This window comes from Pseudogemmatithrix spongiicola (assembly GCF_030623445.1).
Taxonomy (GTDB): Bacteria; Gemmatimonadota; Gemmatimonadetes; order Gemmatimonadales; family Gemmatimonadaceae; genus Pseudogemmatithrix; species Pseudogemmatithrix spongiicola.
In genome coordinates this window covers 1,786,500-1,800,325 of record NZ_CP130613.1, presented here as the reverse complement: position 1 = coordinate 1,800,325, position 13,826 = coordinate 1,786,500, and the positions used below count along the sequence as shown (strand labels likewise).

The 13,826-nt window shown below is 68.2% G+C and carries 11 protein-coding genes and 1 other RNA gene; 10 read left to right on the top strand and 2 right to left on the bottom strand.

Features of this window, described 5'->3' with window-relative positions:
• Positions 1-2 precede the first annotated feature (2 nt).
• The 6 genes from hisS to Strain318_RS08190 all read left to right on the top strand — a co-directional run bounded on the left by hisS (position 3) and on the right by Strain318_RS08190 (position 7,703).
• Complete coding sequence (hisS, locus tag Strain318_RS08215) at positions 3-1,367, top strand: histidine--tRNA ligase (protein WP_367885226.1); 1,365 nt, start codon at positions 3-5, stop codon at positions 1,365-1,367.
• A gap of 8 nt (positions 1,368-1,375) precedes the next feature.
• Positions 1,376-2,848 carry a proline--tRNA ligase gene (gene proS / locus Strain318_RS08210; protein ID WP_367885225.1) on the top strand — a complete coding sequence of 491 codons (1,473 nt, stop codon included), beginning with the start codon at positions 1,376-1,378 and terminating at the stop codon, positions 2,846-2,848.
• The gene (gene lysA / locus Strain318_RS08205; RefSeq protein ID WP_367885224.1) at positions 2,830-4,122 is read left to right on the top strand and encodes a diaminopimelate decarboxylase; all 1,293 of its coding nucleotides are present in this window, start codon (positions 2,830-2,832) and stop codon (positions 4,120-4,122) included. Before proS ends, lysA begins: the two co-directional genes overlap by 19 nt.
• Complete coding sequence (locus Strain318_RS08200; protein ID WP_367885223.1) at positions 4,122-4,631, top strand: metallophosphoesterase; 510 nt, start codon at positions 4,122-4,124, stop codon at positions 4,629-4,631. Before lysA ends, Strain318_RS08200 begins: the two co-directional genes overlap by 1 nt.
• A 1-nt stretch (position 4,632) precedes the next feature.
• Positions 4,633-6,183 carry a glutamine-hydrolyzing GMP synthase gene (gene guaA / locus Strain318_RS08195; RefSeq protein WP_367885222.1) on the top strand — a complete coding sequence of 517 codons (1,551 nt, stop codon included), beginning with the start codon at positions 4,633-4,635 and terminating at the stop codon, positions 6,181-6,183.
• A gap of 158 nt (positions 6,184-6,341) precedes the next feature.
• A complete protein-coding gene (locus Strain318_RS08190) occupies positions 6,342-7,703 on the top strand; it encodes an MATE family efflux transporter (RefSeq protein ID WP_367885221.1) in 1,362 nt (453 codons plus the stop codon).
• Here the strand turns inward: Strain318_RS08190 and Strain318_RS08185 are convergent.
• Positions 7,700-9,250: a helicase HerA-like domain-containing protein gene (locus Strain318_RS08185; RefSeq protein ID WP_367885220.1), complete on the bottom strand. Its 1,551-nt coding sequence runs from the start codon at positions 9,248-9,250 to the stop codon at positions 7,700-7,702. The genes Strain318_RS08190 and Strain318_RS08185 overlap by 4 nt on opposite strands.
• 168 nt (positions 9,251-9,418) lie before the next feature.
• The gene (locus Strain318_RS08180) at positions 9,419-9,871 is read right to left on the bottom strand and encodes a PTS sugar transporter subunit IIA (protein WP_367885219.1); all 453 of its coding nucleotides are present in this window, start codon (positions 9,869-9,871) and stop codon (positions 9,419-9,421) included.
• A gap of 80 nt (positions 9,872-9,951) precedes the next feature.
• On the opposite strand from Strain318_RS08180, the gene dusB reads away from it, so the two are divergent.
• From dusB to ssrA, 4 genes are all read left to right on the top strand, one after another.
• Positions 9,952-10,950, top strand: coding sequence for a tRNA dihydrouridine synthase DusB (gene dusB / locus Strain318_RS08175; protein ID WP_367885218.1), 999 nt, complete (start codon positions 9,952-9,954; stop codon positions 10,948-10,950).
• A complete protein-coding gene (gene larB, locus Strain318_RS08170) occupies positions 10,947-11,696 on the top strand; it encodes a nickel pincer cofactor biosynthesis protein LarB (protein WP_367885217.1) in 750 nt (249 codons plus the stop codon). Before dusB ends, larB begins: the two co-directional genes overlap by 4 nt.
• A 3-nt stretch (positions 11,697-11,699) precedes the next feature.
• On the top strand, positions 11,700-13,334 hold the full coding sequence (locus Strain318_RS08165; protein ID WP_367885216.1) for a GGDEF domain-containing protein: 1,635 nt from the start codon (positions 11,700-11,702) through the stop codon (positions 13,332-13,334).
• A 63-nt stretch (positions 13,335-13,397) separates the two neighbouring features.
• Positions 13,398-13,758, top strand: a transfer-messenger RNA (tmRNA) gene (ssrA, locus tag Strain318_RS08160).
• The last annotated feature ends 68 nt before the right edge of the window (positions 13,759-13,826 follow it).

The following is a 13,826-nucleotide window of genomic DNA, read 5'->3' as shown; positions in this document are numbered from 1 at the left end:
GGATGGCAAGCAGTTCGACAGCACTTCCCGGGTTTCGCGACTTTTACCCCGAAGAACTGGCCCGCCGAGCGCACATCTTCCGTGCCTGGCGGGCCGTCGCGTCCAAGTACGCCTTCGTGGAATACGATGGCCCACCGCTCGAGCCCCTCGACCTCTACACGAAGAAGTCGGGGGAGGAAATCGTCGGGCAGCTGTACAATTTCACGGACAAGGGTGGCCGCGAGGTCTCGCTGCGGCCGGAAATGACGCCGACGTTCGCGCGCATGGTAGGGGCCAAGGCCAATGCGCTGCGCAAGCCGTTGCGGTGGTTCTCTATCCCGCAGCTGTTCCGCTACGAGCGCGCGCAGCGTGGGCGGCTCCGCGAGCATTTCCAGTTGAACGTGGACATCGTGGGCGAGGCCAGCGAGGTCGCGGACGCGGAGTTGCTCTGCGTGGCGGTGGACATCATGCGGGAGCTGGGGCTGACGCATGAGGACGTGCGGGCACGGGTGAGTGACCGGCGACTGCTGGCGGGCGTGCTCGAGGCGATGGGCGTGACGGCCGAGCAGCGGCCCGCGGTGTTCGCGGTCTTCGACAAGATCGCGCGGCAGCCGCGCGAGGTCAGCGCGCAGAAGCTCGCCGATGCCGGGGTCTCCGGCGCGACGATTGAGCGGGTGTTGGCCTTGGCGAGCGGCACTACGTTCGATTCGGTGCAGCGGGAGTTCGGTGAGGCGCCAGCGGCGCGCGAAGCGATCGCGCGCTTTGCGAAGTACCTGGCGCACTGCGAGGCGCTGGGCATCGGCGCGTGGGTGACGCTCGATCTCTCGATCGTGCGCGGCCTCGCGTACTACACGGGCGTCGTCTTCGAACTCTTCGACGCGAAAGGCGAGCTACGCGCCATCTGCGGCGGCGGCCGCTACGACGACCTGCTCAAGGCCATCGGCGGCACGGACCTGCCGGCGCTGGGCTTCGGCATGGGCGACGTGGTGCTCGGCGAGCTGCTGACGGAGCGCAATCTCTGGCCGGAGCCGCAGCAGGATGCGGTGGATTTCACGATCGTCGCGGGGAACGGGGCGATCGATACGCCGTACGCGAGCGTGCTCCGCCTGGCGCGCGCGCTGCGCGATGCCGGGTTCTCCGTGGCCCACGGCATGAACGAAGAGCGCTACAAGTCGCAGGCGACGCGCAATCAGGTGGATGGCGCGCGCAAGGCGGGGTCGAGCGCGGTCGTGTATTTCCGCGAGGACGGGGCCGTGGAGGCGATGAGCCTGCTCGGCAAGCTGACGGGGGCCGCGACGCACGCGGTCGATGCCGGTGCGGCGCTTTCGGGCGCCGCGCAGGCGATGCAGGCGCTGCGGCACTGGTTGCAGACGCAGCGCGCGCGCTGACCAAGACGATGGCTGACGACAAGAAGCTGACCACCCGCGCGGAGAACTTCTCCGACTGGTACAACGAACTGGTGCTGCGCGCCGAGCTGGCGGACTACTCGCCGGTGAAGGGCTCGATGGTGATCCGGCCGAACGGCTATGGCATCTGGGAGCGCATGCAGCGTGCCCTCGATGACATGTTCAAGGCGACGGGCCACGAGAACGCGTACTTCCCGCTGTTCATCCCGCAGAGCTTCCTGAGCAAGGAGGCGCAGCACGTCGAGGGCTTTGCGCCCGAGACGGCCGTGGTGACGCACGGCGGCGGCAAGGAGCTCGAGGAGCCGCTGGTCGTCCGGCCGACGTCGGAGACGATCATCTACCACATGTTCGCGAAGTGGACGCAGAGCTATCGCGACCTGCCCATCCTGATCAACCAGTGGGCGAACGTGGTGCGCTGGGAGATGCGCACGCGGTTGTTCCTGCGCACGCTGGAGTTCCTCTGGCAGGAAGGCCACACCGCGCACGCCACGCACGACGAGGCGGAGGAGGAGGCGCGCAAGATGCTCGGCGTGTACCGCTCCTTCATGGAGGGGTGGATCGCCATGCCCGTCGTGACGGGCCAGAAGACCGAGAGCGAGAAGTTCGCCGGCGCGCTGCGCACCTACTCCTGCGAAGCGATGATGCAGGATAATAAGGCGCTGCAGGCCGGCACCTCGCACAACCTCGGCCAGAACTTCGCCAAGGCCTTCGAGCTGCAGTTCCAGGACCAGAACGGCGACATGGCCTTCGCGTGGAACACCAGCTGGGGCGTGAGCACGCGCATGATCGGCGGCTTGGTGATGACGCACTCGGACGACAACGGCCTCGTGACGCCGCCCAAGCTGGCGCCGATCGAGGTCGTGATCGTGCCCGTGTACAAGAGCGACGAGGAACGTGCCCGGGTGGTCGAGGCGTCGCATCGCGTGAAGCAGGAGCTCACGGAGTGGACCGGCCGCGGCGCGACCGACCGCCTGCGCGTGCGCGTGGACGACCGTGACGGCATCAAGCCGGGCGCCAAGTACTACGAGTGGGAGATGCGCGGCGTCCCGCTGCGCCTGGAGATCGGGCCCAAGGACCTGGAGAAGCAGAGCGTGTTCTCGGCGCGTCGCGACACGCGCGCGAAGGCGGCCTTGCCGATGGCGGGCCTGCCGGAGACGGTGGCGAAGCTCCTCGAGCAGATCCAGGCCGACTTGCTCGCGGCGGCGAAGGCGCGCCGCGAGGCGAACTCGTACCGCAGCGTGAAGAGCTACGACGAGTTCAAGCAGATCATCGAGGGCCCGGGTGGCTTCATCTACGCCGGCTGGAACGGCGACCCGGCCATCGAGGCCAAGGTGAAGGAGGAGACGAAGGCGACGATCCGCTGCATTCCCGACGCGGAGTTCCGCACGCCGGGTGGGCAGGCGCGTTGCCTGATCACCGGTGAGCCGGCCAAGCACGAGGTCGTGTGGGCCAAGGCGTACTGATGGCGCAGGGTTTTGGCCGCCGCGACGGTGAGCTGTACGCGGCTGACGTGCCGCTGCGGCTGCTCGCCGAGGCGGTGGGCACGCCGGCGTACGTCTATTGCGCGGAGACAATGCGCGAGCGTGTGCGGCGTCTCGACGACGCGCTGGCGGGCATTCCGCACCGCGTGCACTACGCCGCCAAGGCCAACTCCAGCGGCGGCGTGCTGCGCACGCTCCGCGACGCGGGCGTCGGCGTGGACGTGGTGAGTGGCGGTGAGCTCTTCAAGGCGATTCGCGCGGGATTCCGGCCGCAGACGGACATCGTCTTCGGCGGCGTGGGCAAGACGCTGCGCGAGATCGGCGAGGCGATCGCCGTCGGCGTGAAGCTGCTCAACGTCGAGAGCGAAGCCGAGCTGCATCTCGCCTCGGAGATGGCGGTGGAGCTCAAGACGACCGCCGCCGTCGGCATCCGCGTGAACCCGGATGTCGAGGTCGAGACCGCGCACGAGTACATCGCGACGGGCGACAAGGAGCACAAGTTCGGCGTCCCGCTGGACGACGCGGAACGCGTGGCGCGCGTGGCGATGGCGCTGCCGGGCCTCGCGCTGCAGGGGCTGCACATGCACGTCGGCTCGCAGCTGTACTCCTACGCCGCGTATCGCGAGGGGGCGGAGAAGCTCGTGGCGCTCGCCAAGACGCTGCGAGCGGCGGGAGCGCCGATCCGGTACCTCGACCTCGGGGGCGGACTGCCCGTGCCCTACGCACCGAACGAGGGGGAGCCCGACCTCGCCGCCTATGGAGCCGTGATGCGCGAGGCGGTCGCGGCGCTGGGGGACGTGGAGTTGCTCGTCGAGCACGGCCGGTACCTCGTGGCGGCCTCGGCGGTGCTCGTCACCGAGGTGCTGTACCGCAAGCACAACGGCGGCGTGGATTTCGTGGTGTGTGATGCGGGCATGACGGAGCTGATCCGTCCATCGCACTACGACGCGTATCACCACGTGGAGCCGGTCGGCGCGGTGACGGGGCAGGTGACCGCGGACGTGGTGGGACCGGTGTGCGAGAGCGGGGACTTCCTCGCGGTGGCGCGGACGCTGCCGGATGTGCAGCCCGGCGACCTGCTCGCCATCCACACCGTGGGCGCGTATGGTTCGGCCATGGCCTCGCGCTACAACGCGCGGGGCTTCGCGGCCGAGGTACTGGTCGATGGGAATCGCTGGGCCGTCGTGACGCAGCCAGAGGACTACACGGACCTCGTGCGGCAGGACGTGGAATCCCCCCAATGGCAGGAGACCTGATGCGAATCGGCTTGATGGCGGACACGCACGACCGCGTGCCGGCGATCGATGCGCTGCTGCGCGAGATGCTGGCCCGGGATGTGCACTTCGTGCTGCATGCCGGCGATTTCTGTTCGCCGTTCTCCCTGAAGCCGTTCCAGGACCACGGCGTGGCGCTGGCCGGCGTGTTCGGCCGCAACGACGGCGATCCCGAGGGGCTGCGGGCGATGGCGGCGCAGGCGATGGGGCAGGAACTCTTCGAGTCGCCGCACGCGATGACGCTGTCGGACCAGAAGATCCTTGTGGTCCACGACATCGGGGACGTAGTGGAGCGCTCGGTGCTGGCGCATGCGCTCGTGGTGCACGGCCACACGCACCTGCAAGAGATGAAGACGCGCAACAACACCTTGATCGTGAACCCCGGCGAGGCCTGCGGCTGGCTGTACGGTTCGCCGTCGGCGGCGATCCTCGACCTCGCCTCGAAGCACGTCGAGTTCATCAAGCTGGATGGCCCGGAGTGGAAGACCTGAGATGCATGACGGTTCGCGGATCCTGATTCTCGACTGCGGCTCGCAGTTCACGCAGCTCATCGCCCGGCGCGTGCGCGAGGCGCGCGTGTACTCGGAGATCCACCCGCCGACGCGCTCGCTGGCGTGGATCAAGGAGTGGAAGCCGACAGCGATCATCCTCTCGGGCGGCCCGAGCTCCGTGACGGACGAGGGGGCGCCGAGCTTCGACCCGGCCATTCTCGATGTCGCCCCGGTGCTTGGGGTGTGCTACGGCATGCAGTGGATCGCCCACGTGAGCGGTGGCGAAGTGAAGGGCGGGGGACACCGCGAGTACGGTCGGGCCGAGATCCAGGTGAAGGAGAACCGCGGGCTATTCGCCGGTTTCGACGCGGGCGAACGCAGCATCGTATGGATGAGCCACGGCGACCACGTGGAAGTGGTGCCGAAGGGCTACGTGCTCACGGCCTCGAGCGACGGCAACCCGGTCGTGGCGTTCCGCCACGAGTCGAAACCGATCCACGCAGTGCAGTTCCACGCCGAGGTGGCGCATTCGGTGCGCGGTGCGGACATCATCCAAAACTTCCTGTTCGACATCGCCGGCGCGAAGCCCGATTGGACGCCCGGCCATTTCATCGAGCAGGAAGTCGCGAAGATCCGCGAGCTGGTCGGTGATGCGCAAGTGATCTGCGGGCTGTCGGGCGGCGTGGATTCGTCTGTGGCGGCTGCGTTGGTGCACAAGGCCATCGGCGACCAGCTCACCTGCATCTTCGTGGACACGGGATTGCTGCGCCTGCACGAGCGCGAGCAGGTGGAGCGCACGATGGGCCAGCACTTAGGCATCAAGCTGGTGACGGTGCGTGCGGAGGATCGCTTTCTGACGGCGCTCAAGGGCCTCGACGAGCCCGAAGCGAAGCGGAAGGCGATCGGCCATACGTTCATCGACGTGTTCGAGGACGCCTCGGCCAAGGAAGGCAAGGATGCGAAGTTCCTTGTGCAAGGCACGCTGTATCCCGACGTGATTGAGAGCGTGAGCGCCAAGGGCGGCCCGAGCGCGACGATCAAGACGCACCACAACGTGGGCGGCCTCAAGCCGGACATGAAGTTCCAGCTCATCGAACCGCTGCGCGAGCTGTTCAAGGACGAGGTGCGCAACGTGGGCCGCGAGTTGGGGCTGCCCGAGGAGATGGTCGGGCGGCATCCGTTCCCGGGCCCCGGCCTGGCCATCCGCGTGCTCGGCGCGGTGGATCCGGTGAACGTGGAGACGCTGCGGCGTGCCGACGCGATCTACCTCGAGGAGATCCGCGCGGCGGGGCTGTACAACGAGATCTGGCAGGCCTTCGCCGTGTTCCTTCCGGTGCGCAGCGTCGGGGTGATGGGCGATGGCCGCACCTACGAACACGTGATTGCGCTGCGCGCGGTGACGAGCACGGACGGCATGACGGCGGATTGGTACGCCTTCCCGCATGAGGTGCTGGCGCGGATCTCGAACCGCGTCATCCGCGAGGTGAAGGGCATCAACCGCGTGGTGTACGACATCTCGTCCAAGCCGCCGGCCACTATCGAGTGGGAGTAGGCGGCGAGAACCCCGTTCACCACGAAGGCACGAAGGGCGCCGCGACACCCTTATGGCCCCGCGACCCGGACGAAGCGACGCTTCTTGGGTTTGCGGGGCCGCGATTCTTCGCGGAACCCTTCGTGCCTTCGTGGTGATTGCCCTTAGCTTCCAAGCCTATGAAACTGGCCGCCCTGCGCCCCACGAAGTCGGAGCTGGTCGAGATGGCCAAGCTGGCCCTCCCGATCGTGCTCGTGAACGTCGGTATGCAGGGGCAGGGCCTCGTGGACGCGATCATGCTCGGGCGCGTATCGTCGGTGGACCTCGCGGCGGGCGGGCTCGGCAACTTCTACTTCTTCGGCGTCGCCATCATCGGGATCGGCATCCTGATGGCGCTGGACCCCGTGATCGCCCAAGGCGTCGGGGCCAAGGACGAGGCGCAGATCGCGCGCGGCGTGCAGCGCGGCGTGCTCATGACGGTCATCGTCGCGGTCGCCGTGTCACTGCTATTCCTGCTGGCGCGGCCGGTGCTGTCGCTGCTGCGGCAGCCGCCGGAAGTGGTGCCGCTCGCAGCCGCCTATGTGCTGTGGAGCATCCCGGGCATGCTGCCGTTCTTTGCGTTCAACATGCTGCGGCAGACGCTCCAGGCATTCCATCGCGTGGGCCCGGTGGTGTGGGGCGTGGTCGTCGGCAACGTCGTGAACGCCTTCCTCAACTGGGTGCTGATCTACGGCAACCTTGGCTTCGAAGCGCGGGGCGTGGTGGGGTCGTCGATCGCGACGAGCATCTCGCGCTGGGTGATGGCACTCGTGGTCTTGGTGGGCGCGTGGCCGACCTTGCGTCCCTATCTGACGCGCTGGTACCCCGAGAGCACGCTGCCGGCGCCGCTGCTGCGCATGTTCCGGTTGGGCCTTCCCGTCGGGCTGCAGTTCCTCGCCGAGGCGGGCGCGTTCGGGTTGACCACGGTGATGACCGGCTGGATGGGCACGACGGTGCTGGCGGGGCACGAGATCGCGCTGAGCCTGGCCTCGATGACGTTCATGGTGCCCATGGGCGTTGCCGCGGCAGCGGCGGTGATGGTCGGGCATGCGATCGGCCGCGGGGACGTTGCCGCGTCGCGCCGCGACGCCGTGGCTGCGCTGGTCGTGGGCGTGGGCTTCATGGCCCTCTGCGCGATCGCCTTCGCCCTCGTGCCGGAGTCGCTCGCCGGTCTCTACTCGCGCGACGCTGCCACGTTCGCGCTGGCGGCGACGCTCATCCCGGTGGCCGCGGTGTTCCAGGTGTTCGACGGCACGCAGGTGATCAGTGCGAGTATCCTGCGCGGCGCGGGTGATACGCGGGTGCCGGCCATCCTGCACGGACTGAGCTTCTGGGCCGTCGGCATTCCGCTCGGCGCGCTCATCGCCTTCCGCTTCGACCAAGGCGCGATCGGCCTGTGGTGGGGACTCACCGCGGGCCTCGCGGCGGCCGCGGTGCTGCAGCTACGGCGCGTGCGCGTGAAGCTGGGCCGTGAGGTCGAACGCCTCGTGCTGGAGCACTAACGGCGCTTTCCGCCGCCCAAGAGGCTGCCGAGCACGCCGCGCACGATGCTGCGCGAGATGGCCGTTCCCGTTGAACGCGCCGCGCTCTTGGCCATGATGTCGACCAAGCCATCACGCTTGCCGCCGCGGGGACCAACCGTGCCGAAGAGCAGACCGCCCAGCGCTCCCGCGACTCCCGCTGCGCCAGCGCCCGAGCCGCCCGCGGTCTTGGCGCTACCCGGGGATTGGGCTGCCGCACCGGCATCTCGGCCGCCCGGAGCAGGCTGCGCGGTCTCGGCGCGGGCCTTGAGCATCTCGAAAGCCGACTCGCGGTCCAAGTGCTTCTCGTACACGCCGGCGACGACGCTCTGTGCCACGATTGCCGCGCGTTCCTCGGCCGTGAGCGGACCGATGCGACTGCCCGGCGCAAACATCCACGCGCGTTCGGTAATGCCGGGCGTGCCCTTGCCGTCGAGCAATGAGACGAGCGCCTCGCCGACCGAGAGCTCGAGAATCGCCTGCTCGATGTCGAGGGCGGGGTTCGGACGCATCGTCTCGGCGGTCGCCCGCACGGCCTTCTGGTCGCGCGGCGTGAAGGCGCGCAGCGCGTGCTGGATGCGGTTGCCGAGCTGCCCGAGCACCTTCTCGGGGATGTCCATCGGGTTCTGCGTGACGAAGTACACGCCGACGCCCTTCGAGCGGATGAGGCGCACGACCAATTCGACCTTCTCGACCAGCGCCGTGGGGGCATCGGCGAAGAGCAGGTGGGCTTCGTCGAAGAAGAACACGAGCTTCGGCTTCTCGAGGTCGCCGACTTCGGGGAGGTTCTCGAAGAGTTCGCTGAGCAGCCACAGCAGGGAGCAGGCGTAGAGCCGTGGGTTCTGCATCAACGTGTCGGCGGCGAGGATGTTCACGACGCCCTTGCCGTCGACCGTCTGCATGAGGTCGTCGATGTTGAGCATCGGCTCGCCGAAGAAGGCCTCGGCGCCTTGCTGCTCGAGCTGCAGCAATCCGCGCTGGATCGCGCCGATGCTCGCGGCCGACACGTTGCCGTACTGCGTCTTGATCTGCGCCGCGTTGTCGCCGATGAACTGCAGCATGGACCGCAGGTCCTTGAGGTCGAGCAACAGCAGACCGTTGTCATCGGCGACCTGGAAGGCGATGGTGAGCACGCCTTCCTGCGTGTCGTTGAGATTCAGCAGGCGCGCGAGCAGCAGCGGGCCCATGTCAGAGATCGTCGCGCGCACGGGGTGACCGCTCTTGCCGAAGACGTCCCAGAAGGTGACGGGGCAGGGGCCGAAGGTCGGCGCGGGCAGCCCGAGCTTGTCGAGGCGCTCCTGGAGCTTGGCCGACAGTGCGCCGGACTGCGCGATGCCGCCGAGGTCGCCCTTCACATCCGCGAGGAAGACAGGGACGCCGATGCGCGAGAACTGCTCGGCGAGGACTTGCAGCGAGATGGTCTTGCCCGTGCCCGTGGCGCCGGTGATGCAGCCGTGGCGATTGGCGAGGGCGGGGAGGAGGGCGAGCTCGTCAGTCGCGTTCTTCGCGATGATCAGCGGGGTGGGCATTCTCTATTCTCGCATCGCGGCGGCGAAACCGGAACTGCTCTCACCACGAAGGCACGAAGGGGTTCGCGACAATCGATCGGGCCCGCGACTCCAAGAAAGCATGCTTCCTGGGGTCGCGGGCCCGAACGCTCGTTACGGAGCCCTTCGTGCCTTCGTGGTGAACCGCGGTTACACGCCCTTGGCGGCGAGCAGCTCCATGAACTGCTTGGGATCGCTGAGCGACATCAGCTTCTCCGGCACGTCGCCCTCCTTGGAGAACTGGGCGATCTTGCCGAGCACCGGGAGGTACTGGTTGGAGACCTCGAGCGGCGGCGCGACGATCAGGAAGAAGAAGTGCACCGGCTTGTCGTCGAGGGCCTTGAAGTCCACGCCGGCCTTCTTGCGGCCGAAGGCCACGCGGAGCTTGCTCACGACCATCGAGCGGCAGTGGGGGATCGCGATGCCGCGGCCCATCCCGGTGGACCCGAGATTCTCGCGGCGCTTGAGCATCTTGAAGAGCGTCGCCTCGTCCTTTTCCGGGAGGCGGAGGAGCCCGATGAGCTCCTTGAGAATGTCGTCCTTCGTGGTGCCGGCCAGTTCGAGCTGGATGGCGTCTTCAGAGAAGAATTCCCGGAGTTCCATCCTCCGAAGCTAACCACGGCATGGAGGGCCGTCAAACGGTTATATTGCAAGCGTTTGGCCCCATTCCTAGCTTACTCGTGATGCGCTTCCCGTACCCCACCGGCCCGTCGGCCGTCCCCGTGTTCCTCGCGCCCATGGCAGGCGTGTCGGAGTCGCCTTTCCGGCGTCTCTGCCGCGCCTGGGGCGCCGACGTGGTGGTCACGGAGTTCCTCTCGGCGGAGGGCATCCGTCGGGAGAACGAGGCGACGCTCAACAAGCTGCGCTTCACGCCGGATGAACATCCGATCGGCGTGCAGATCTTCGGCGCCGAGCCCGATGCGATGCGCGAAGCGGCCGCGGCGGTGACCGATGTGTTCCAGCCGGACTACATCGACATCAACTTCGGCTGCCCGGTGAAGAAGGTCGTGAAGCGCAACGGCGGCTCCGGTTGCCTGCGCGACCTCGACCTCGTGCAGAGCGTCATCCGCGCCGTCATCAGCGGCACGCACCTGCCGGTGACCTGCAAGATCCGCAGCGGGTGGAGCGAGGAGATGCGCGATCCGGTGAAGATCGCCCTCAAGTGCCAGGAGGCCGGCGTACGGGCCATCGCCCTGCATCCGCGCACGCGCACGCAGATGTACACGGGCCACGCGCGTTGGGAAGAGATCGCCATGGTGAAGGAAGCCGTGGAGATCCCGGTCATCGGCAATGGCGACATCAAGACGGCGGAGGACGCGCTGCGGATGCACCGCGAGACGGGCTGCGACGCCGTGATGATCGCGCGTGGTTCGTTCGGCCAGCCGTGGATCTTCAAGCAGGCGCGTGCATTGCTCGACGGGCTGCCCATGCCGGCGACCCCCGCCGTCGAGGAGCGCTTCGCCATCGCGCTCGACCATGCCCGCATGGTGCAGGCCTACGAGGCTGATCCGATCGGCGCGGCCATCGAGTTCCGCAAGCACCTTGGCTGGTACGTGAAGGGGCTGCCGAACTCGGCGGACCTCCGCAAGAAGTTGCACGCGGTGAATGACTTCGCCGAAGTCGAGGGGATCTTCGCCGAGTATCTCGCGAGCCCGTGGATGCGCGAGGCGGAGGCGGCGTGAGGCGCGATCGCGTGCAGGCGTTGTTGGAGGACGTGGCGACAGGGCGGCTTCCGGTGGACGCCGCCCTCGCGCAACTGGATGACGCGCCGGTGGACGAGCTCGGATTCGCGACGGTCGATACGCACCGCGCGCTGCGCCAAGGGTTTCCCGAGGTCGTGTTCGGGCAGGGGAAGCTGCCGGAGCAGACGGTGGCGATCGGCGAGCGCCTGGCGGCACACGGGGACGGCTTCCTGGTGACGCGTGCAGACGCGGCGACGCAGGCCGCACTGCTGGCGCGTTGGCCGACGATCGAGTTGAACGCCGTGGCGCGCACGGCATGGTTGCCGGGCGCACAGGCGGTGACGCGCGTTGGCAAGCCGGCAGCCGTGGTCACGGCGGGTACCAGCGACCTGCCCGTCGCCGAAGAGGCCGCGGAGACACTGCGTGCGTTCGGTCACGGGGTGCTTCGCGTGACGGATGTGGGCGTCGCGGGCATCCATCGCATCCTCGCGAAGCGCGAGACGCTCCACGGCGCGGGCGTGGTGATCGTGGTCGCTGGGATGGACGGCGCGTTGCCGTCGGTGGTCGGCGGGCTAGTGCGGGTGCCGGTGATCGCGGTGCCGACCAGCGTCGGCTACGGTGCGGCGTTTGCGGGCCTCGCGCCGCTGTTGACGATGCTCAACTCCTGCGCCGCCGGTGTGACGGTCTGCAACATCGACAACGGCTTCGGGGCCGCGGTCGCGGCCTCGCGCATCCTCGCGGACTGACCCATGGCGTGGATCCTCATCCTCGCGGTGGCGGTGGTGGGGGCATGGCTGTGGCTGCAGCGTCGGCCGCGGTTGCCGCGCATCGTGAGCCCCGAGTACGGGGCGCTGGCCGCCGGCGGTGCGCGGCCAATGGCCCGCAGCAGCGGCGAGCGGAGTGCGGAGGCGCAGACGCTGCTCGAGGCGTTCCGCTCCGACGAGATGCAGATCCCGGAGGACGTGGACCGCGACGATCGGGCGATGCTGGTGCGCATCCTCCAGTTGCTCGCGGAATACACGGAAGCGCGCGAGGCAGTGCTTTGGGAGCCGCACGAGACGCCGGACGGACGGCTCGTCGCCGCGGCGTGGTCGCTGGGCTCGGAGCCGCCGGCGCTCACCGAGCAGGAGCGGTTGTTCGTCGAGCTGGCGACGAGCGAACAACGGCTCGCGTACAACCCGTCGGGCCCGTACGTGCGCATGATGGCGTTGGGGCTGCCCGTGCACCTCAGCCATGGCGCGGTGTCGGTGCATTTTGCCGACGCGCCGACGCTGGGCACGGCGGAGATCGAGCAGCGCCTGCGCCGCATGGCCGTCGAGGTGTCGGCGCGCTATGAGCTGCTGCGGGCGCGGGCGAACCTGTCGGTGCGGACCAAGCGCCTGCGCCGCATGATCCGCACGGCCATCACCTTGCAGGGCACGCGCGACCCCAACGGCCAAGAGGAGATCGTCGTGCGCGATGCCTGTCTGGTGACCGGTGCCCACTGGGGCGCGCTGGTGCGCGGGACGCGGGATGACAGCACGCTGGCGCTCGTCCGGCACAGTGACGGCACGCCTGTGTCGCTCACGTCTGGGCTGACGGCGCAACAGGGATCGCTGGTCGGCGACGTGTTCCATGCGGGCAGACCGCGGCTGATCGCGGACACGCGGCCGCTGCTCGAGGGCGACGAGATGCTGTTCGATGCGACGCCCCTGCCCAGCGGGACGCGTTCGCTGATCGTCGTGCCCATCCGCCGCTCCGAGGAGGACCCGTGCATCGGTGTGCTCGTACTCGGGCGCACCTCGCGCGCGCCGTTCAACGCCGCGGACAGCGGAGCGGCGCAGGATCTCTCGACCATCGCGGCCGGTGCGCTCGAGACGGCATGGGCATGGCAGGACGCCACGCTCAGCGCGAAGACCGACCAGCTCACGGGCCTGCCGAACCGACGCGCGTTCGAAGAGGAGTTCGAGCGCATGATTGCCGAGACGGACCGCTACGGCAACACTTCGGCGCTGGTCATCGTCGACGTTGACTTCTTCAAGAAGGTGAACGACAACTACGGCCACGACGCGGGCGACCAGGTGCTGAAGGCCGTGGGCGCGACGCTGCTGGCGATGAAGCGCACGACGGACAAGGTCGCGCGCCTCGGCGGCGAAGAGTTGGCGATCCTGCTGCCGCAGACCGACCGCCAAGGTGCCTTGGAGGCGGCGGAGCGTTGCCGGAAGGCCATCGAAGCGCTTGCCGTACGGACGGGCGTCGGCACCATCCGCGTCACCGCGAGCTTCGGCGTGGCGATGTACGCGCAGCGCTCGCAGGGAGCGGGGTCGCTGTTCGACCGGGCGGACCAGGCGCTGTACGCGGCCAAGCACGGCGGCCGCAACCGGGTCGAGGTCGCGCCGGACTGAGCGCGGCATCACACCGGGTGGGGACAAATCACGGCCTTCCGGTGTATATTCCCTGAGCAATTCGGGGGCGACTGGTTTCGATTGTGTAGGTGGCTCCGTGGTTGCGCGCCGAGGTCCTCGGGCTCCTCGTAAAACACTCGGGAAAATCACAACTGCGAACAACAACTTCGCTCTCGCTGCGTAAGACCTAGTCTTACCGTAGCAGTGCCTGAGAGGTAGCCCTGCCCGGGGCGACGCTCAGGTATCGCAAATCCGGGCTGGCTGTCTGGCGCGCCCTCCGCCAGATGGCGAGATCAAGAAGGGCTCATCCGGACGACGGCGGCCACTCGGCCAGCGTACGGAAACATCAATCGAGTGGCTACGCGCGTAGACGCTGTGGAAGATCTTATGCAAGACGAGGGTTCGAATCCCTCCGCCTCCACTGAAGTCGAGTGATGGGAACATGACGGGGCGCGCATCGCGAGATGCGCGCCCCGTCGTGCATCTCCCGAG

What these genes read in the sequence shown, in the direction of transcription:
- proS (WP_367885225.1), top strand. Translation starts at nt 1,376, where the DNA reads ATGGCTGACGACAAGAAGCTGACCACCCGCGCGGAGAACTTCTCCGAC.
- Strain318_RS08165 (WP_367885216.1), top strand. Translation starts at nt 11,700, where the DNA reads ATGGCGTGGATCCTCATCCTCGCGGTGGCGGTGGTGGGGGCATGGCTG.
- guaA (WP_367885222.1), top strand. Translation starts at nt 4,633, where the DNA reads ATGCATGACGGTTCGCGGATCCTGATTCTCGACTGCGGCTCGCAGTTC.
- Strain318_RS08180 (WP_367885219.1), bottom strand. Translation starts at nt 9,871, where the DNA reads ATGGAACTCCGGGAATTCTTCTCTGAAGACGCCATCCAGCTCGAACTG.
- Strain318_RS08185 (WP_367885220.1), bottom strand. Translation starts at nt 9,250, where the DNA reads ATGCCCACCCCGCTGATCATCGCGAAGAACGCGACTGACGAGCTCGCC.
- hisS (WP_367885226.1), top strand. Translation starts at nt 3, where the DNA reads ATGGCAAGCAGTTCGACAGCACTTCCCGGGTTTCGCGACTTTTACCCC.
- Strain318_RS08190 (WP_367885221.1), top strand. Translation starts at nt 6,342, where the DNA reads ATGAAACTGGCCGCCCTGCGCCCCACGAAGTCGGAGCTGGTCGAGATG.
- Strain318_RS08200 (WP_367885223.1), top strand. Translation starts at nt 4,122, where the DNA reads ATGCGAATCGGCTTGATGGCGGACACGCACGACCGCGTGCCGGCGATC.
- dusB (WP_367885218.1), top strand. Translation starts at nt 9,952, where the DNA reads ATGCGCTTCCCGTACCCCACCGGCCCGTCGGCCGTCCCCGTGTTCCTC.